Origin of the sequence: Kocuria sp. CH-021 (assembly GCF_049716185.1) — a bacterium.
GTDB classification, from domain to species: Bacteria; Actinomycetota; Actinomycetes; order Actinomycetales; family Micrococcaceae; genus Kocuria; species Kocuria cellulosilytica.
On sequence record NZ_JBNAFK010000007.1, the window covers coordinates 168,125 to 186,604 of the forward strand.

The 18,480-nt window shown below is 74.2% G+C and carries 18 protein-coding genes; 14 read left to right on the forward strand and 4 right to left on the reverse strand.

The features are described from left to right. Window positions 1-13: 13 nt before the first annotated feature. From rpmI to ACPYN7_RS07490, 4 genes are all read left to right on the forward strand, one after another. Window positions 14-208 (forward strand): 50S ribosomal protein L35, encoded by a 195-nt coding sequence (rpmI, locus tag ACPYN7_RS07475; protein WP_058873524.1) that lies wholly within the window; start codon window positions 14-16, stop codon window positions 206-208. Window positions 209-301: 93 nt separating this feature from the next. Further along, entirely contained in the window at window positions 302-691 is a 390-nt protein-coding gene (rplT, locus tag ACPYN7_RS07480) for a 50S ribosomal protein L20 (protein ID WP_058873525.1), read from the forward strand. Between the two features lie 14 nt (window positions 692-705). Then, window positions 706-1,614, forward strand: a complete 909-nt coding sequence (locus tag ACPYN7_RS07485; protein ID WP_424347208.1) for a TrmH family RNA methyltransferase — start codon at window positions 706-708, stop codon at window positions 1,612-1,614. Window positions 1,615-1,618: 4 nt separating this feature from the next. Then, window positions 1,619-2,071 (forward strand): NUDIX domain-containing protein, encoded by a 453-nt coding sequence (locus tag ACPYN7_RS07490; protein WP_424347209.1) that lies wholly within the window; start codon window positions 1,619-1,621, stop codon window positions 2,069-2,071. 20 nt (window positions 2,072-2,091) lie between these two features. Here the strand turns inward: ACPYN7_RS07490 and ACPYN7_RS07495 are convergent, their stop codons facing one another. Continuing rightward, on the reverse strand, window positions 2,092-2,520 hold the full coding sequence (locus tag ACPYN7_RS07495) for a hypothetical protein (RefSeq protein ID WP_424347210.1): 429 nt from the start codon (window positions 2,518-2,520) through the stop codon (window positions 2,092-2,094). A gap of 266 nt (window positions 2,521-2,786) precedes the next feature. On the opposite strand from ACPYN7_RS07495, the gene pheS reads away from it, so the two are divergent. From pheS to ACPYN7_RS07510, 3 genes are all read left to right on the forward strand, one after another. Beyond that, complete coding sequence (gene pheS / locus ACPYN7_RS07500; RefSeq protein ID WP_424347211.1) at window positions 2,787-3,857, forward strand: phenylalanine--tRNA ligase subunit alpha; 1,071 nt, start codon at window positions 2,787-2,789, stop codon at window positions 3,855-3,857. Window positions 3,858-3,860: 3 nt separating this feature from the next. Next, window positions 3,861-6,413 (forward strand): phenylalanine--tRNA ligase subunit beta, encoded by a 2,553-nt coding sequence (pheT, locus tag ACPYN7_RS07505; RefSeq protein WP_424347212.1) that lies wholly within the window; start codon window positions 3,861-3,863, stop codon window positions 6,411-6,413. Window positions 6,414-6,643: 230 nt separating this feature from the next. Further along, window positions 6,644-7,261, forward strand: a complete 618-nt coding sequence (locus ACPYN7_RS07510; RefSeq protein WP_058873531.1) for a hypothetical protein — start codon at window positions 6,644-6,646, stop codon at window positions 7,259-7,261. Window positions 7,262-7,428: 167 nt separating this feature from the next. On the opposite strand, the gene ACPYN7_RS07515 is transcribed toward ACPYN7_RS07510, so the two are convergent. Further along, complete coding sequence (locus ACPYN7_RS07515; protein ID WP_424347213.1) at window positions 7,429-8,796, reverse strand: M1 family metallopeptidase; 1,368 nt, start codon at window positions 8,794-8,796, stop codon at window positions 7,429-7,431. Next, on the reverse strand, window positions 8,793-9,761 hold the full coding sequence (locus ACPYN7_RS07520; RefSeq protein ID WP_424347214.1) for a quinone oxidoreductase family protein: 969 nt from the start codon (window positions 9,759-9,761) through the stop codon (window positions 8,793-8,795). The genes ACPYN7_RS07515 and ACPYN7_RS07520 overlap by 4 nt, the downstream gene beginning before the upstream one ends. A gap of 345 nt (window positions 9,762-10,106) precedes the next feature. Here ACPYN7_RS07520 and argC point away from each other — a divergent pair, with 345 nt between their 5' ends. Genes argC through ACPYN7_RS07550 form a run of 6 tightly spaced genes read left to right on the forward strand, consistent with a single transcriptional unit; the run spans window position 10,107 to window position 16,136 of the window. Then, the gene (gene argC, locus ACPYN7_RS07525; protein WP_424347215.1) at window positions 10,107-11,156 is read left to right on the forward strand and encodes an N-acetyl-gamma-glutamyl-phosphate reductase; all 1,050 of its coding nucleotides are present in this window, start codon (window positions 10,107-10,109) and stop codon (window positions 11,154-11,156) included. Beyond that, window positions 11,153-12,367, forward strand: coding sequence for a bifunctional glutamate N-acetyltransferase/amino-acid acetyltransferase ArgJ (gene argJ / locus ACPYN7_RS07530; protein WP_368827445.1), 1,215 nt, complete (start codon window positions 11,153-11,155; stop codon window positions 12,365-12,367). The genes argC and argJ overlap by 4 nt, the downstream gene beginning before the upstream one ends. Window positions 12,368-12,413: 46 nt before the next feature. After that, window positions 12,414-13,343, forward strand: coding sequence for an acetylglutamate kinase (gene argB, locus ACPYN7_RS07535; RefSeq protein WP_058873535.1), 930 nt, complete (start codon window positions 12,414-12,416; stop codon window positions 13,341-13,343). Further along, window positions 13,340-14,668 (forward strand): acetylornithine transaminase, encoded by a 1,329-nt coding sequence (locus ACPYN7_RS07540; RefSeq protein WP_424347216.1) that lies wholly within the window; start codon window positions 13,340-13,342, stop codon window positions 14,666-14,668. Before argB ends, ACPYN7_RS07540 begins: the two co-directional genes overlap by 4 nt. An 8-nt stretch (window positions 14,669-14,676) precedes the next feature. Further along, window positions 14,677-15,645, forward strand: coding sequence for an ornithine carbamoyltransferase (gene argF / locus ACPYN7_RS07545; RefSeq protein WP_424347217.1), 969 nt, complete (start codon window positions 14,677-14,679; stop codon window positions 15,643-15,645). Continuing rightward, window positions 15,642-16,136, forward strand: a complete 495-nt coding sequence (locus ACPYN7_RS07550) for an arginine repressor (protein ID WP_058873538.1) — start codon at window positions 15,642-15,644, stop codon at window positions 16,134-16,136. Before argF ends, ACPYN7_RS07550 begins: the two co-directional genes overlap by 4 nt. Window positions 16,137-16,170: 34 nt before the next feature. On the opposite strand, the gene ACPYN7_RS07555 is transcribed toward ACPYN7_RS07550, so the two are convergent. Next, complete coding sequence (locus ACPYN7_RS07555) at window positions 16,171-16,605, reverse strand: ankyrin repeat domain-containing protein (RefSeq protein ID WP_424347218.1); 435 nt, start codon at window positions 16,603-16,605, stop codon at window positions 16,171-16,173. Between the two features lie 201 nt (window positions 16,606-16,806). Here ACPYN7_RS07555 and ACPYN7_RS07560 point away from each other — a divergent pair, with 201 nt between their 5' ends. Next, a complete protein-coding gene (locus tag ACPYN7_RS07560; RefSeq protein ID WP_058873539.1) occupies window positions 16,807-18,327 on the forward strand; it encodes a long-chain-fatty-acid--CoA ligase in 1,521 nt (506 codons plus the stop codon). Window positions 18,328-18,480: the final 153 nt, after the last annotated feature.

Genomic DNA, 18,480 nt, shown 5'->3' on the forward strand with positions numbered 1-18,480 from the left:
GAGAGCGGCCCAGATGCCGAAGATGAAGACCCACAGCGGGGCGAAGAAGCGCTTCAAGCTCACCGGCAGCGGCAAGGTGAAGCGCCAGCAGGCCAACCGCCGCCACTACCTGGAGCACAAGTCCTCCCGGCTGACCCGCCGCCTGGCCTCCGACCAGATCGTGGCCCCCGGCGACGCCAAGGTCATCAAGAAGATGCTGGGCAAGTAGCCCCCACCGCATCCGCAGGGGAGCCAGCCTCCCCGCCCCCACAGATTTGACCTCCCGGCCGACCGGCCGGGACCGAAGCGAAGGAGTACACACGTGGCACGTGTGAAGCGGGCGGTCAACGCCCACAAGAAGCGCCGGGAGATCCTTGAGCAGGCCTCCGGCTACCGCGGCCAGCGCTCGCGCCTGTACCGCAAGGCGAAGGAGCAGGTCACCCACTCGTTCGTCTACAGCTACAACGACCGCCGCAAGCGCAAGGGCGATTTCCGCCGGCTGTGGATCCAGCGCATCAACGCCGCGGCCCGCGCCAACGGCCTGACCTACAACCGCTTCATCCAGGGCCTCAAGGCCGCCGAGGTGGAGGTCGACCGCCGCATGCTGGCCGAGCTGGCCGTCAACGACGAGAAGGCGTTCGCCGGACTCGTCGAGATCGCCAAGAACGCGCTGCCCGAGGACACCTCCGCGCCGCGCGAAGCCGCCGCCTGAGCCCAGTCGGAGCAGTGAACCTCACGGAGCGCCTGGCCGCCCAGCCGATGTCCAACCCCCGAGCCGATCGGGTCAGGGACGTCGCGGGACTGGCCGGGCGCTCCGCGCGTGCCAAGCGCGGGCTGTTCCTCGCCGAGGGCCCGCAGAACGCCCGGGAGGCCCTCGCCCGGCACCTGGAGTCCCCGTGCGCGGACGCCGTCTACGTCACCGAGGACGCCCTGGACCGCCACCCGGACATCACCGCGCTCCTCGAGCGGGTGGCCGAGGACCGCTCCGTGTTCGTCCGCCTCGTGACCCGTGAGGTGCTGGCCGCCATGAGCGACGCGGTGACCCCGCAGGGCGTCGTCGTCGTGTGCCGACCCCTCGACACGGACCTGGGAACGGTGCTGGCGGCCCGGCCCCGGCTGGTCGCCGTGCTGGCGCGGGTGCAGGACCCCGGCAACGCCGGCACCGTGCTGCGTGCGGCCGACGCCGCGGGCGCGGACGCGGTGGTGCTCACGACCGGCAGCGTGGACGTCTACAACCCCAAGACCGTGCGCTCGACCGCCGGCTCCCTCTTCCACCTGCCCGTGGTCGTCGGTGCCGACCTGCCCGCGCTGCTCGACGCCGCCCGCGCCGCCGGCTGCGGCGTGCTGGCCGCCGACGGCCACGGGGACGTCGACCTCGACCGGCTCCAGGACGCCTCCGCCGCCCGCGCCGCCGGAGTCCCGTCCGTCGACTCCGGCTACGACCTGGCCCGGCCCACCGTGTGGCTGTTCGGCAACGAGGCCCGCGGCCTGTCCGAGGAGGAGAAGGCGCTGGCCGACCACCGGGTCGCCGTGCCGGTGCACGGGCGGGCGGAGTCCCTCAACGTGGGCACCGCCGCCACCGTGTGCCTCTACGCCTCGGCCCGCGCCCAGCGCCGCCCCGCGGCCGGGCGGTGAGCCGATGAGCGCGCCGCTGCCCGCCGTCTACCGCACCCAGGTGGTGGGTGCCGCCCTCCTCGACGACGCCGAGCGGCCCACGGGCTTCCTCGCCGCGCAGCGGGCCTATCCCGAGGCCCTGCGGGGCCTCTGGGAGTTCCCCGGCGGCAAGCAGGAGCCGGACGAGAGCTGCGAGCAGGCCCTGGTCCGGGAGTGCGCCGAGGAGCTCGGCGTGCACGTCCGGCTGCTCGCGGAAGTGCGCGGACCGCACGCCCAGGGCTGGCCGCTCAAGGACACCGCGGCGATGCGGGTCTGGACGGCCGTGGCCGCCGGCGGCGACCCCCGGCCCGTGGTCGGGGAGGACCACCTGGCCGTGCGCTGGCTCCCGCTGGCCGACCCCGCCGCCGCACTGGCCCTGCCGTGGATCCCCGCCGACCTGCCCATCGTGTACGCCCTGCTGGACCACCTCGCCGACTGACCACGGGATCCCGTGGTCAGTCACGGCCCGGGGGATCGCGGCGGGCGGTAGCCGCCGTCGGCGAGGCCGGCGCGCACCTCGAAGGGGTTGTGCAGCGCGGGGTGCCCGCAGCGCAGCATCGACCATCCCGCGGCCACGAGGTAGGCCGGCAGGAACGGCAGCCCCAGGCACTGGGCCCACTGGCTCGCGTGCCGCGACTCGTGGGCCAGGAGCCGGGGACGGGCCGCGACGTCGCCGATCCCGGCGCGGAACAGGACGACGTTGCCCACGGTGAAGGCCCCGGCCCGCGGCAGCCGCGGCCGGTAGCCGAACCCCAGGAGCAGCCCCTCGGGCCCGCGCACCACCGGCGTGCGCGTGGCCGCGGCGACCAGCAGACCCAGCGGCGTGGACAGGTTCATCATGTTCCACACCTGCCGCAGGCGTGCTGCGCGGCTCGGACCGGGGTTCATGGCACCAGCCTAGGCCCGCCCGGCGCGCCCCGCCCGGATCGGGGCCCCGGGGCGGACTTCCTCCGGGCCCGGAGGGGCGGTCCTCCCGGGTCCGGACGGGCCGTGACGAGCCCGGGCAGCGGTGGGCGGCCCCCGGGGGACGTGCCATAGACTGGGACCCGCCCGCGATCCGTGCCGATCCGGGCTTTCCCGTGGTACGCGCTCCACGCACCGTGGACCCGCGCGCCCGGACGAAGCCGTCCCCGAGCCGAAGAAGTCGCCAGCTGATGTCTGAACTGCCACCCGAGACCGCCCCGAGCGGCGCGGTCGACCCGACCGACGAGGCCGCGGTCGCCGCGGCCGTGGAGGCGGCCCTGGCCGCCGTTGGAAACGCCCAGGACCTCGACGAGCTCAAGGAGGTCCGGCTCGCCCACGCGGGGGACCGGTCCCCGCTGGCGCTGGCCAACCGGCGGATCGGCTCCCTCGACAAGACGCAGAAGTCCGCGGCCGGCAAGCTGGTCGGCCAGGCCCGCGGCCGCGTCAACCAGGCGGTCGCCGCCCGCACCACGGTGCTGGAGGAGGAGCGGGACGCCCGGATCCTCGTCGAGGAGGCCGTGGACGTCACCGCCGCCGGCCGGCGCCGGCGCCTGGGCGGGCGGCACCCGCTGACCAACCTCATGGAGCGCGTCGGCGAGACGTTCGTGGCCATGGGCTGGGAGGTCGCCGACGGCCCCGAGGTCGAGTCCGAGTGGTACAACTTCGACTCCCTCAACTTCAAGCCGGACCACCCGGCCCGGGAGCTGCAGGACACGTTCTTCGTGGACCCGCCCGAGGCCCACCTCGTGCTGCGCACGCACACCTCACCGGTGCAGATGCGCACGCTGCTGAACCGCGAGCTGCCGGTCTACGTCGTCGTCCCGGGACGCACCTACCGCACCGACGAGCTCGACGCCACGCACACCCCCGTCTTCCACCAGGTCGAGGGCCTGGCCGTGGACCGGGGCCTGTCGATGGCCGACCTCAAGGGCACGCTCGAGCACTTCGCCCGGCAGATGTTCGGCCCGGAGGCGAAGATCCGGCTGCGGCCCAACTACTTCCCCTTCACCGAGCCGTCCGCCGAGCTGGACGTGTGGCACCCGAACGCCAAGGGCGGGCCGCAGTGGATCGAGTGGGGCGGCTGCGGCATGGTCCACCCGAACGTGCTGCGCGCGGCCGGCATCGACCCCGAGGTCCACTCGGGCTTCGCGTTCGGCATGGGCATCGAGCGGACCCTGATGTTCCGCAACAACGTCCCGGACATGCGCGACATGGTCGAGGGCGACGTCCGCTTCAGCGAGCACTTCGGGATGGAGATCTAAGACATGCGAGTTCCTTTGTCATGGCTGCGCGAGCACGCCCCCGTCCCGGCCGGCGCGACCGCCGAGGACGTCCTGGCCACCCTCGTGACGGTGGGCCTCGAGGAGGAGGACGTGCACCGCCCCACGGACCACCTGAAGGGACCGGTCGTGGTCGGCCAGGTGCTCTCCAAGGAGCCGGAGACCCACTCCAACGGCAAGACCGTCAACTGGTGCACCGTCCGCGTGGTCCCCGAGGGCCAGGAGCAGACCCTGACCGGCAAGGGCATCGACCCCTCCGGTGTGCAGGGCGTGATCTGCGGGGCCCACAACTTCGAGGTCGGGGACAAGGTCGTCGTGACCCTGCCCGGTGCCGTCCTGCCCGGGGACTTCAGGATCTCGGCGCGCAAGACCTACGGCCACACCTCCGCCGGCATGATCGCCTCCGTGCGCGAGCTGGGGATCGGCGAGGACCACGACGGCATCCTGGTGCTCTCGACCCTCGGTCTGGACCCGGAGATCGGCTCCGACGCCCTGGAGCTGCTCGGGCTCCGCGACGAGGCCGCCGAGATCAACGTGACCCCGGACCGCGGCTACGCGTTCTCGATCCGCGGCGTGGCCCGCGAGTACTGCCACGCCGTGCACGAGTCCTTCACGGACCCGGCCGGGACGGTGGCCGCCCGGGTGCCCGCCCCCACCGGGGACGGGTTCCCCGTGGCCGTCGACGACGACGCCCCGATCCACGGCAACCCCGGGTGCACCCGCTTCGTCGCCCGCACCGTGACCGGTATCGACGCGACCGCCCCCACGCCCCCGTGGATGTCGGCGCGGCTGCGCCTGGCGGGCATCCGCTCGATCTCCCTGCCCGTGGACGTCTCCAACTACGTGATGCTCGAGCTGGGCCAGCCGCTGCACTTCTACGACCTCGGGAAGCTGACCGGCGGCATCGGGGTCCGCCGGGCGGCCCCGGGCGAGACGCTGACCACCCTGGACGGCCGGCAGCGGTCCCTGGACCCCGAGGACCTGCTGATCACGGACGGCTCCGGACCGATCGGCCTGGCCGGGGTCATGGGCGGCGCCGCCACCGAGGTCTCGGACGGCACCGCCGACGTGCTCGTGGAGGCGGCCCGCTTCGACGAGGTCTCGATCGCCCGCACCACCCGGCGGCACCGGCTGCCCTCGGAGGCGTCCAAGCGCTTCGAGCGCGGGGTGGACCCGCAGATCGCCCCGGTGGCGGCCCAGCGCGCCGTCGAGCTGCTCGTGGAGCTGGCCGGCGGCACGCCCGGTCCCGGGGTCACGGACGTGGACGACACCACCGCCCCCGCGCCCATCGAGCTGCCCTGGGACTACCCGGGGCGCCGCACGGGCGTGGAGTACACGGCGGACCAGGTCGTGTCGACCCTCACCGAGCTCGGCGCGCAGGTCGAGGCCACCGACGACGGCTGGCGCGTCGTGCCCCCGTCGTGGCGCCCGGACCTGGTCGCCAAGGAGGACCTGGTCGAGGAGATCGCCCGCCTCGTCGGCTACGACACGATCCCCTCGCGGCTGCCGGTGGCGCCCCCGGGCCGCGGCCTGACCGCCGAGCAGCAGGCCCGGAAGCGGGTCGCCGACGCGCTCGCGGCAGCCGGGCTCACCGAGGTGCTCGCCTACCCGTTCGTCTCGCAGGCGGACAACGAGCTGTGGGGCGCCCCGGAGCCCGGCGTGCCCGTGCCGTCGGTCAAGCTGGCCAACCCGATCAGCGAGGCCCAGGGAATGCTGCGCGTCTCCCTGCTCCCGGGGCTGCTGGAGGTGCTGCGGCGCAACACCTCCCGCGGTTTCCGGGACCTGGCGCTCTACGAGGTCGGGCGGGTCTTCCGTCCCGGCGAGCAGCTCGGCAGCGCCGGCATCCCCCCGCTCGGGGCGCACCCGGGCCGGGCGGTGCTCGACGAGATCGAGGCCGGCATCCCCGCGCAGCCGCGCCACCTCGCCGCAGTCCTGGCCGGCCGGGACGCGGCCCAGGGTCCGTGGACCGCGCCGCGGGCCTTCGACTGGCAGGACGCCCTCGACGCCGCCCGGCTGGCCGCCGAGGTCCTGGGGGTCGAGCTGACCGTCCGGCAGGGCACCCACCAGGCGTTCCACCCGGGCCGCACCGCGGTGCTCGCCACCGCCGACGGCACCCCGCTGGGCTATGCCGGCGAGCTGCACCCCCAGCTGGTGGCGGCCCAGGACCTGCCCGAGCGGACCGTGGCGATGGAGCTGAACCTCAGCTCGCTCGTCGGGGCCGAGGTCGAGGTCGTGCAGGCCCGCCCGATCTCCGGCTACCCGGCGGCCACCCAGGACGTCGCCCTCGTGGTGGACGCCGCCGTGCCGGCCGCCGAGCTGCGGGCCGCGCTCGAGGAGGGCGCCGGGGAGCTGCTCGAGGACGTCCGCGTCTTCGACGTCTACCAGGGCCCCGGCATCGAGGAGGGCCGGAAGTCGGTGGCCTTCGCGCTGCGCTTCCGGGCCCCGGACCGCACCCTGACCGCGGACGAGGCCTCCGCGGCCCGTGCGGCGGCCGTCGCCGTGGCGGCCGAGCGCCACGGCGCCGTGCTCCGCGGCTGACCGGCCCGCCACCGCACCCGCCGCACCCCGCGCGGCACGGCCCGCTTCCCGCACCGGGGAGCGGGCCGTGCCGTGCCGTGGGGCCGCGCGCCGTCCGGGGACGCCGCCGGTAACAAACGCGAACGGTGTCCGGGTGCGGCGGGGGAACTTCGGTACTGTGGCACCGGGTCCTCGACCGCCGCCCGGCGCCGCGGTCGCCCCCTTCCCCGACCCCGTTCCAGGAGTTCAGCATGACCGAGGAGACCACCGACCGGCAGGAGGCGTTCTTCGCCTTCGACGACGACGACGAGCAGGAGCGCGGACGCGCCCGCCGGTCGATCGCCTGGAAGCCGACGGCCGTGGGGCTGCTCGGGCTCCTCCTGGGGCTGGTCCTGGCGGTGAGCGCCGCGCTCGCCTGGGACGACTCCCGGAAGCTGGCCGGCTACGCGGACCGGTCGTGGGTGATCTCCGGGCAGTACCAGGACCTCACCAACGACCTGCGGACCAAGACCTGGAACCCCATCTACCGCGGGGTGCTGCCCGCGGACGAGGCGGTCACCGAGCAGCCCTTCGACTCGGGCCTCGCCGACCCGCGCGTCCCGGAGGCGGGCGAGGAGATCGTCTTCCGCGGCACGCAGACGGGCTCCGGCGAGGACGACTTCCACCAGGAGGCCGACGCCCTGCTCGCCGTGGAGGACGGCACGCTCCAGGTGGTCGAGACCGCCGAGGCCGGCGAGTTCGGGGACGGCATCACCGCGGGCACCATCGCGTGGCAGCGCGTGCAGGCCGCCCTGCTGCTGCTCGCCGGACTCGGCGCGGCCGCCGGCGGGGTCTGGTTCGCCCGCCGGCTCTACCGCCGGGAGCGCTGAGGACGGCCCGCGGCCCGCGCCGTGGAACGGCCCCCGCCGGACGCTGTGCGTCCGGCGGGGGCCGTTCCCGTCCGGGCTCCGGAGCAGGCCCGGAGCAGGCCCGGAGCAGGCCCGGAGCAGGCTCCGGAGAACCGGCTCGGCGCCGGAGGCCCCGGCGCCGGGCGGGGTCAGGGCAGGGCGGGCAGCTCCCGCCGGAGCAGCCACGCGTCGAGCAGCCCGTCGACCTCCGCCCACCGGTGCTGGGGCACGAAGCCGCGCAGGTGCTCCCGGAAGCCCGCCGTGCTCACCCACCCGTCCCGGTTGGCGGTGGCCCAGCCGTGCAGCAGGGCGCGGAAGGCGTCCTCGCCCACGGTCTCCCGTATCGCGTGGACGGTGAGGGCGCCCCGGACGTACACCACGTCGTCGAAGAGGCGCACCTGCCCCGGGTCGCCGATGACGAGGTCCTGGCGCATCTTCGAGAGCGTGCGGTGGGCCTTCTCCGCGTGCCAGCGGGCCGGCCGGCCGCCCGAGGCCTCGGACCAGATCCACTCCGCGTAGGACGCGAACCCCTCGTTGAGCCAGATGTCCTGCCACGAGGACAGGACCAGGCTGTTGCCGAACCACTGGTGGGCGAGCTCGTGGGCCACGAGCCGCTGCTCCTCCCAGTCCGTGCCGAGCTGGTTCTTCCCGAACACGGAGCACGCGTAGCACTCGAACGGGTCCTCGAGGGACTCGTCGACGACCACCACGGTGTAGCTCGGGAAGGGGTATGGGCCGAACCAGTCGCCGAACACCTCGATCATCCGGCCCTGCTCCGCGAACGTCTTCTCCGCCTTCTTGCGCCGCTTCTTGGAGCACACGAGGTGCTGCGTGACGCGGGAGCCCGTGAGCTCCCGCCGCTCGTACGGACCGATCTGCACGGTCGCCAGGTACGGAGGGAGCGGCACCCGGGAGGTGTAGACCCAGTGGCGCTCGCCGTCGCGCTCCACCACGGACTCCAGCTCGCCGTGGACCACCACCTCGTAGTCGGCGTCGGCGTGCACGGCGACCCGGTAGGTGGCCTTGTGGGAGGGGTGGTCGACGCACGGGAACCAGGTGGAGGACCCGGTGGGCTGGCCCGCGACGAGGACGCCGTCGTCGAGCTCGGCCCAGCCGATCTCGCCCCAGGGCCCGTCCAGGGACTCGGGATAGCCCTCGTAGGCCACGGTGAGCGTGAACGACTCCCCGGCGGGGACCGTGCGCGGCAGGCTCAGCACGAGGCGGCTGCCGCGGTGGTCCGCGCGGACCCTGCGGCCGCCGAGCAGCCCGCCGAGCCCGCCGGTGCCGAACCGGACGTCGGTCACGGCGAGCTCGGTGAGGTCCAGCTCGATCCGGTCCGTGTCCTGCAGGGCCCGGCAGGTCAGGGTCGCCCGCGCCTCGAGGCCGTTGTCCTCGACGTCGTAGTCGAGGTCGAGGTCGTAGTGCTCCACGGTGGCCGTGCAGCACCCGACGAACGGGGTGTACGGGTCCCGCGCGCCGTCCGCGCCGAGGAAGCGGTGCGTCTGTGCCGTGCTCACGGGACCAGCAGCAGCTTGCCCTGGGCGGCACGGGACTGGAGCAGCTCGTGGGCCTGCCGTGCCCGCTCGAGCGGGAACGTCTCGGCGACCCGGATGGTCAGGGACCCGTCGAGCACCGCGTCGAAGAGCTCGCCCGCCCGCCAGTTCCGCTCCTTCTCGTCGAGCAGGTAGTCGTTGAGCGTGGGCCGGGTGATGTACAGGGACCCGTGCTGGGCGAGCCGCTGCGGGTCGAACGGGGGGACCTGGCCGGAGGAGCCGCCGAAGAGCACGAGCATCCCGCGCGTGCGCAGCGCCCGCAGGGACTCGTCGAAGGTGTCCTTGCCCACCGAGTCGTAGACGACGTCGGCGCCGCGGCCGCCGGTGACCGCACGGACGTGCTCGGCGAAGTCCTCGTAGCCGACCAGGGCGAAATCGGCGCCCAGCGAGCGCGCGGTCTCCGCCTTGTCCTGGGAGCCCACCAGGGCGACCACCGTGGCCCCGAGCGACTTCAGCAGCTGCACCGCGAGGCCACCGACCCCGCCCGCGCCCGCGGTGACCACGGCGACGTCGCCCTCCTGGACCGGATACGTCGAGCGGACCAGGTAGTGCGCGGTGAGCCCCTGCAGCGGGACGGCCGCGGCGACCTCGTCGGAGACGCCGGTGGGCACGCGCAGGGCCTTGTCGGCGTCCACCACGAAGGCGTCGGCGTAGGTGCGGGACGCCTGGGAGGTGGTGATCCGGTCGCCGAGGGCGAAGTGCTCCACCCCGGAGCCCACGCCCGCCACCACGCCCATGCCCTCGGAGCCGGGCGTGAAGGGGTGCTCCACGGGGTAGACGCCCTCGCGCTGGTACACCTCGATGAAGTTCACCCCCGCCGCACGGGTCTCGACGAGCAGCTGGCCGGGGCCCGGTTCGAGGTCCGGGCGCTCGCCGAGGGTCAGGACCTCGGGGCCTCCGGCTCGCTCGACCATGACGGAACGGACCATGACGGGTACCTCCTGGGGATCGCGGACGGGAACTCCTGCCATGGTAGGCGGGAAGCCCGGCCGCGCTCTGCCTGCGGGGACCCCCGAGGGGTAGCGTGAGCACAAGAGGGGGCACGGGAATGCCCCCGTAATCATCGAGATTTGCACACGGGAAGCGTAGATTCGGGGGCACAGCCGTTCCGGGGGGATGCGACGACGGCCGTGGCCGGGACGAGCGGCCGAGACGACAGGGGGGTTCCGACGCGCCCCGCCGAGGGGCACCCGCGCCTCCGCGCCGTCGATCCTCTCCCCGTAGCGTGCATAATTATTGAAGACCATGCATAACTTTGAGCTAGAGTGGGTCCTATGACGTTCAGCGCAGCAGTTTCGGGGGCCTCCGGCTACGCCGGTGGTGAGGTTCTGCGGATCCTCGCCGGTCACCCGCAGATCGAGATCGGGGCCGTGGGGGCCCATTCCAACGCGGGCCAGCGGCTGGGGGAGCTGCAGCCGCACCTGCACTCCCTCTCCGACCGGGTGCTCGTGGACACCACGGTGGAGAACCTCGCCGACCACGACGTCGTCTTCCTCGCCCTGCCGCACGGCGCGTCCGCCGCGATCGCCGCGCAGCTGCCGCCGGAGACCGTGGTCATCGACGCCGGCGCCGACCACCGGCTCGACTCCGCCGAGGAGTGGGACCAGTTCTACGGCTCCTCGCACGCCGGGACGTGGCCGTACGGGCTGCCCGAGCTCGTCGTGGACACCGAGGGCACCCGCCAGCGCGAGCAGCTCCGCGGCGCCACGCGCATCGCGGTGCCGGGGTGCTACCCGACCAGCGCGCTGCTGGCCCTGGGCCCCGGCTTCGCGGCCGGGCTCCTGGAGCCCGAGGACGTCGTGATCGTCGCGGCGTCGGGCACGTCCGGGGCCGGCAAGGCCGTCAAGGCGCACCTGCTGGGCTCGGAGGTCATGGGCTCGATGAGCCCGTACGGGGTGGGCGGCGCGCACCGGCACACCCCCGAGATCGAGCAGGGCCTCGCCAAGGCCGCGGGGTGCCGCGTGCGGGTCTCCTTCACCCCGACGCTGGCCCCCATGCCCCGGGGCATCCTCACGACCGCCACCGCGCGAATCGCGGAGGGCGTGAGCGCCGCGGAGCTGCGGGAGGCCTGGGAGTCCGCCTACGTGGCCGAGCAGTTCGTCACGGTCCTGCCCGAGGGCCGGTGGCCGGCGACGAAGTCGGTGGCCGGCTCCAACCACGCCCAGCTCCAGCTCGCCCTCGACGCCCGGGCGGGCCGCGTCATCGTCACCTGCGTCATCGACAACCTCGTCAAGGGCACCGCGGGCGGTGCCGTCCAGTCCATGAACCTCGCCCTCGGCCTGCCCGAGGACACCGGCCTGAACCTCCAAGGAGTCGCACCGTGAGAACGTACCCGTCCCAGCAGCCGGCCGGCACCCTGCAGGTCGACACCACCCGCGGTGTGGCCGCCGCCCAGGGCTTCCGCGCGGCCGGCACCACGGCGGGCTTCAAGGACTCCGGCGGGCCCGACCTCGCCCTCGTCGTCAACGACGGGCCCCAGCACCACGTGGGGGCCGTGTACACGACCAACCGGATCGCCGCCGCGCCCATCCAGTGGTCCAAGGCCGCCACCGCGGACGGCCGGGCCGCCGCCGTGGTCCTCAACTCCGGCGGGGCCAACGCCTGCACCGGACCGCAGGGCTTCCAGGCCTCCCACCGGACCGCGGAGCTCGTCGGCGAGGCGCTCGGCGTCGGGGCCGGCGACGTCGTGGTGTGCTCCACCGGGCTCATCGGCGTCCAGCTGCCCATGGACGTCATGGAGCGCGGCCTGCCCGGGGCCGTGGCGGCGCTCGGGGACGACGACGACGCCGGGGCCGCCGCCGCCCGGGCCATCATGACCACCGACTCCGTCTCCAAACAGGCCGCCTACGTCCGCGACGGGTGGACGGTCGGCGGCATGGCCAAGGGCGCGGGCATGCTCGCCCCCGGCCTCGCCACGATGCTCGTGGTGCTCACGACCGACGCGGAGCTCTCCTCGGACGCCCTGCAGTGGGCGCTCGAGGACGCGGTGAAGGTCACGTTCAACCGCACCGACTCCGACGGCTGCATGTCGACCAACGACACCGTGGTCCTGCTCGGCTCGGGCGCCTCCGGGATCACCCCGGACGAGTTCGAGTTCAGCCAGGCCGTCACGGCCGTGTGCCACTCGCTGGCCCAGCAGCTCATCACGGACGCCGAGGGGGCGTCCCACGACATCGAGATCACCACGGTCAACGCCGCGACCGAGCGGCAGGCGGAGGACGTGAGCCGCTCCGTGGCCCGCTCCAACCTGTTCAAGGCCGCGATCTTCGGCAACGACCCCAACTGGGGCCGCGTGCTGTCCGCCGTCGGCACCACCGACGCCGCGTTCGACCCGGACCGGCTCGACGTCACGATCAACGGGGTCATGGTCTGCCGCAACGGCATGATCGGGGACCCCCGCGAGGGCGTGGACCTGGCGGCCGGGCGCAAGGTGACCGTCCTGGTCGACCTCAAGGCCGGGGACGCCGACGCCACCGTCTGGACCAACGACCTCACCCACGACTACGTCGAGGAGAACAGCGCCTACTCCAGCTGACCGGCCCACCGACCGGGACAGCACCGACCCACGGCGCAGGAGAACCATGACCGACCCCAGTGACCCGACCCGCTACGAGACCGCCCAGCTGAAGGCGGGCACCCTGATGGAGGCCCTGCCCTGGATCCAGCGCTACGCCGGGTCCGTGATGGTCTTCAAGTACGGCGGCAACGCCATGGTGTCCGAGCCGCTGCGGCAGGCCTTCGCCGAGGACATGGTGTTCCTGCGCCACGTCGGGATCAAGCCGGTCGTGGTGCACGGCGGCGGGCCCCAGATCAACCGGATGCTGGAGCGGCTGGGCATCGAGTCCGAGTTCCGCGGCGGGCTGCGGGTCACGTCCCGGGAGGCCGTGGACGCCATCCGCATGGTGCTCACCGGGCAGGTCCAGCGGGAGCTCGTCTCCCTGCTCAACGCCACCGGCCCGTACGCCGTCGGGCTCTCGGGGGAGGACGCCGAGCTGTTCCGCGCCGTCCGCCGGGGCACCGTCGTGGACGGCGAGGAGGTGGACCTCGGCCACGTGGGCGAGGTCGTCGGCGTCAACCCCGAGCCCGTGACCCAGCTGCTCGACGCGGGGCGGATCCCCGTGATCTCCTCCGTGGCGCCCGAGGTCGACGCCCGCGGCCGCCCCACGGGGGAGATCCTCAACGTCAACGCGGACACCGCCGCCGCCGCCGTGGCCGTGGCCCTGCGCGCCGAGAAGTTCGTGGCCCTCACCGACGTCGAGGGGCTCTACGCGGACTGGCCGGACAAGGACTCGCTCATCGCGTCGCTCTCCGCCTCCGAGCTGCGCGCGATGCTCCCCAGCCTGCAGGCCGGGATGATCCCCAAGATGGAGGCGGCCCTGCGGGCCGTGGAGGGCGGGGCGCGCCGGGCGTCCATCGTGGACGGGCGCAGCCCGCACACGTGCCTGCTCGAGATCTTCACCGACACCGGCATCGGAACCCAGCTCGTCCCCGACCACGGAGCATCGTCATGACCGCCCAGCACACCGCCGGCCAGCACATCGCGTCCCGCTACTCCGCCCAGACCGCCCTGCTCGGCGAGTACGCCGACTCGCTGCTCGGCGTCTTCGGCAGCCCCTCGCTCGTGCTCACCCACGGCAGGGGTGCCGTGGTCACCGACGCCGACGGCCGGGACTACCTCGACCTGCTCGCCGGCATCGCCGTCAACGCCCTCGGCCACGCCCACCCGCGCTGGGTGGAGATCGTCTCCCGCCAGCTGGCAACCCTGGGCCACGTCTCCAACTTCTTCACCTCCCCCCAGCAGATCGCGCTCGCCGGGAAGCTGCTGTCCCTGGCCGGCGCGCCCGCGGGCTCCCACGTCTTCTTCGCGAACTCCGGGGCGGAGGCCAACGAGGCCGCGTTCAAGCTGGCCCGCCGCCACGGCCACGAGCACCCCGGCCCGGACGGCCGGCCCCGCGGCACCGTCCTGGCCCTCGAGTCCGCCTTCCACGGCCGCACGATGGGCGCCCTCGCCCTGACCGCCAAGGAGGCCTACCGCGCGCCCTTCGAGCCCCTGCCCGGCGGGGTGCAGCACATCCCCGCGACCGTCGAGGCCCTCGAGGAGCACCTCGACGGGACCGTCGCCGCGCTGATCGTGGAGCCCGTCCAGGGCGAGGCCGGCGTGCGCGAGCTGCCCGAGGGCTACCTCCGGCGGGCGCGGGAGCTCACCCGCCGGCACGGCGCGCTGCTCGTCGTGGACGAGGTGCAGACCGGGATGGGCCGCACCGGCCGCTGGTTCGCCTCCTCCGCGGAGCTCACCGACGGCGACCTGCCGGACGCGATCACCCTGGCCAAGGGCCTGGGCGGCGGCTTCCCGATCGGCGCGATGCTCACCGTCGGTGCCGAGGTCTCCGCGCTGCTCGGCGCGGGCCAGCACGGCACGACGTTCGGCGGCAACCCGCCGGCCACCGCCGCGGGCCTCGCGACCGTGACCGTGATCGAGGAGGACGGCCTGCTCGAGCACACCCGCACCGTGGGCGCCGTGCTCGGCGAGGGCCTGCGGGCGGTGCCCGGGATCGGGGACGTGCGCCAGCGCGGGCTGCTGATCGGCGCCGACCTCGAGGTCCCCGAGGGGGCCACCGCCCCCTTCGGCCCCGCCGTGGTCGACGCCGCCCGGGACGCCGGGTTCATCGTCAACGCGACCGGCCCCGGCACCCTGCGCCTGGCCCCGCCCCTGGTCCTGACCGAGGAGCAGGCCCGCACCTTCCTCGACGCGCTCCCCGCGATCCTCAGCACCGCCACCGCCGCTGTCACGGCCCCCGCCGCGGCCTCGGCCGAGACCCCGCCGAAAGAAGCATGAACCCGTCCATGACCCCCCGCCACTTCCTCGTCGACACCGATCTCTCCCAGCAGGAGCAGGCCGAGGTGCTCGAGCTCGCCCTCCGACTCAAGGCCGACCGCTGGGCCCACCGGCCCTACGCCGGTCCGCAGACCGTGGCCGTGGTCTTCGACAAGACCTCGACCCGCACCCGGACCTCCTTCTCCGCCGGGATCGCGGACCTCGGCGGCAACCCCCTGATGATCAACCCGGGGGAGTCCCAGCTGGGCAAGGAGAGCGTGGCGGACACCGCGCGCGTCTTCTCCCGCATGGTCTCGACCATCGTGTGGCGCACCTACGCGCAGTCCGGGCTGGAGGAGATGGCCGCGGCCTCGACCGTGCCCGTCGTCAACGGGCTCTCCGACGCCTACCACCCGTGCCAGATCCTGGCGGACCTGCTCACGGTCCGGGAGCACCGCGGACGCCTGGCCGGGCTGACCTTCGTCTACCTCGGGGACGCCGCCAACAACATGGCCCACTCCTACCTGCTGGGCGGGGCCACCGCCGGCATGCACGTGCGCGTCGCCGGCCCGGCGAGCCACCACCCGGACCCGGCCGTGGTGCGCGCCGCCGAGGAGCGCGCCGCACGGACCGGCGGGTCCGTGCAGGTGACCGCGGACCCGGCCGAGGCGCTCGCCGGGGCGGACGTGGTCTGCACCGACACCTGGGTGTCCATGGGGCAGGAGGCGGAAACCGAGGCCCGGGCGAAGATCTTCCGGGCGTACTCCGTGGACGCCGCGGCGATGGCCCGGGCCGCGCCCGGCGCGCTGTTCCTGCACTGCCTGCCCGCGTTCCGCGGCGCCGAGGTCGCGGCCGAGGTCATCGACGGCCCGCAGTCCGTCGTGTGGGACGAGGCGGAGAACCGGCTGCACGCCCAGAAGGCCCTTCTCGTGTGGCTCATGGCCCGCTCCGGACGGTACGACCTGGACGCCGCCGGCACGCCTGCCGTCCCGGCATGAGCATCCCCGCGACCAAGACCGCGCGACAGGCCCGGATCGTGGCCCTCGTGACGGGCGGGGCGATCCACTCGCAGGCCGAGCTCGCCGCCCGGCTGGCCGAGGACGGCGTGCAGGTCACCCAGGCCACGCTCTCCCGCGACCTCGTGGAACTGGGGGCCGTCCGGGTCCGCGACGGCTCCGGCTCCCTCGTCTACGCCGTCCCGCAGGCCGGGGCCGACCGCTCGCCCGCCTCGGGGATCACCCAGGAGGTGCTGGACGCGCGTCTGGCCAGCCTGTGCCGCGAGCTGCTGGTGACCGCCGAGGCCAGCGCGAACCTCGTGGTGCTGCGCACCCCGCCGGGGGCCGCCCAGTACTTCGCGTCCGCCATCGACACGTCCGTGCTGCCCGCCGTCCTCGGCACCATCGCCGGCGACGACACGATCGTGGTGGTGTGCCGGGACGCCGACGGCGGTCCCGCCGTGGCCCGCCGCTTCCTGGAGCTCGCCGAGTGAGCCCGGCCCGCCGGCGCGCGGAGGCCCGGCGGGCTCAGCGGTCCGCGTGCTCCTGCAGGACGGGGACGAGCTCCGTGCGTTCGAAGACGCGGGCGAAGTCCAGGGCGGAGTGGGCGCCGGCCGTCTGGGAGGCCCCGGCCCCGAGCAGCGTCCGGACGATCGTCTCGTTGCCCCGGAAGACCGCGCTCATCAGCGCCGTCTGACCGTTGTCGTTGACCCGGTCCGGGTCCGCCCCGGCCTCGAGCAGCGCCGCGACGGTCTCCTCGTGCTGGTGGTAGGCGGCGAGGATCAGCAGGGTGTCGCCCTTGCCGTTGGTGAGGTCGGCCGGGACGCCCGCGCGCACGGCCGGCAGCAGGTTCTCGGTGTCCCCGGTCCGGGCCATCTCGAACAGGGAGAGCACGTAGGCCATCTCCTCCTCGGTCAGCTGGGGGGCCGCCCCGTCCTGGGGCTGCTGGGAGTTCTCGGTCACTGGTGGTCCTTCGCGGTCGGTCCTACGAGGTTCGGTCGGTCGTACGGAGTTCCTGCCGCCCAGTTTATCGAAGGCGGGGCCCGCGACACGCGCCGCCCCGGGAATACCCGGGTCTTGACGTTGCAGTAACCGGCTGGCACGCTCGTGTGACACAGCTCACCACGCGCCGGTGCCCGCGCACCGGGGATCCGGAGTTCCTCCATGACGAATCTCGCCACCCTGCTCACCGACACGGCCGCGGCCTCCCCGGACTCCCGGGCGGTGGTCCTCGACGACCGGGTCCTGACCTACGGGGCCCTCGACGACCTGTCCGCGCGGGTCGCGTCGATGCTCGCCGCCAGGGGCATCGGGGCGGGGGACCGGGTGGCCATGATCCTGCCCAACGTCCCGCACATGCCGATCGCCTACTACGGGATCCTGCGCGCGGGCGGCGTCGTCGTGCCCCTCAACCCCCTCCTCAGCCCCCGGGAGCTCACCTACCACTTCACGGACGCCGAGGTGTCCCTGGTGCTGGTCTGGGAGGCCATGGCCGAGGCCACGCGGGCCGCGGTCGCCGACCTGGACCGCGAGGTCCCCGTGGTCGAGGTCTCGGCCGCCGGGACCCTGCAGGCCCTCGCGGACGTGCCGCCGCGTCCCGGGGTCGCCGACCGCGACGACGACGAGCCGGCCGTCCTGCTCTACACCTCCGGCACCACGGGCCGGCCCAAGGGCGCCGTCCTGACGCACCACAACCTGCGGACCAACGCGGAGCTGTCCGCGAGCCTCTTCGACCTGGGCCCCGGGGACGTCATGTTCGGGGCCCTGCCGTTCTTCCACGTGTTCGGCCAGACCGTGGCGCTCAACGGCGTGGTCCAGGCCGGGGCCGCCGTCACGCTCCTGCCGCGCTTCGACCCGGCCCGCGCGCTGGAGATCCTGGCGCGGGACGAGGTCACGGTCTTCGCCGGGGTGCCGAGCATGTACGTGGCACTGCTCTCCGCGGCCGGGGAGGGACCGGTCGAGCTGCCCCGCCTGCGGGCGGGGGTCTCGGGCGGGTCCCCGCTCCCGGTCGAGGTCCTGGAGCGGTTCGAGAAGGTGTTCGGGGCGCCGATCTACGAGGGGTACGGCCTGTCCGAGACCTCCCCGGTGGTGTGCTTCAACCAGGAGGCGCACGGGCGCAGGGCGGGGTCGATCGGCACCGTGGTGCGCGGGGCGCAGCTCAAGGTGGTCGACGACCTCGACGAGGAGGTCCCCGTGGGCGAGATCGGCGAGCTCGTCGTGGCCGGGGAGTACGTGATGGCCGGCTACTGGCGCAACCCCGAGGCCACCGAGGCCGCGATCCGCGACGGCTGGTTCCACACGGGGGACCTCGCCCGGGTGGACGAGGACGGCTTCCACTACATCGTGGACCGCAAGAAGGACATGGTCCTGCGGGGCGGCTACAACGTGTACCCGCGCGAGGTGGAGGAGGTCATCTACCAGTTCCCGGGCATCGCCGAGGCCGCGGTCGTCGGGGTCCCGGACGAGGCGATGGGCGAGGAGGTCGCCGCCGTCGTCGCCTTCCGGGACGTGCCCGAGGGGGAGCGGGGCGCGACGGTGGACGCGCTGGACGCCTTCGTCCGCGAGCGCGTGGCCAAGTACAAGCACCCCCGCTACTACAAGGTGGTCGACGAGCTGCCGAAGGGCCCGACCGGCAAGATCCTCAAGCGCTCCCTCGACCTCGAGGGCGCCGGGCGCCGCGGCTGAGTCCGTCTCCCGGACGCACGGAAGGGGGGGGGGGGCGGGGGCCGCGCGCGGCCCCCCCCGGGGGGCGGGGGCCCCGGGCCCCCCCCCCCCCCCCGGGGGGCCCCCCCCCCGGCCCCCGGCGGCCACGCGAGGTCCCCGCGCACCAGCCCCGAC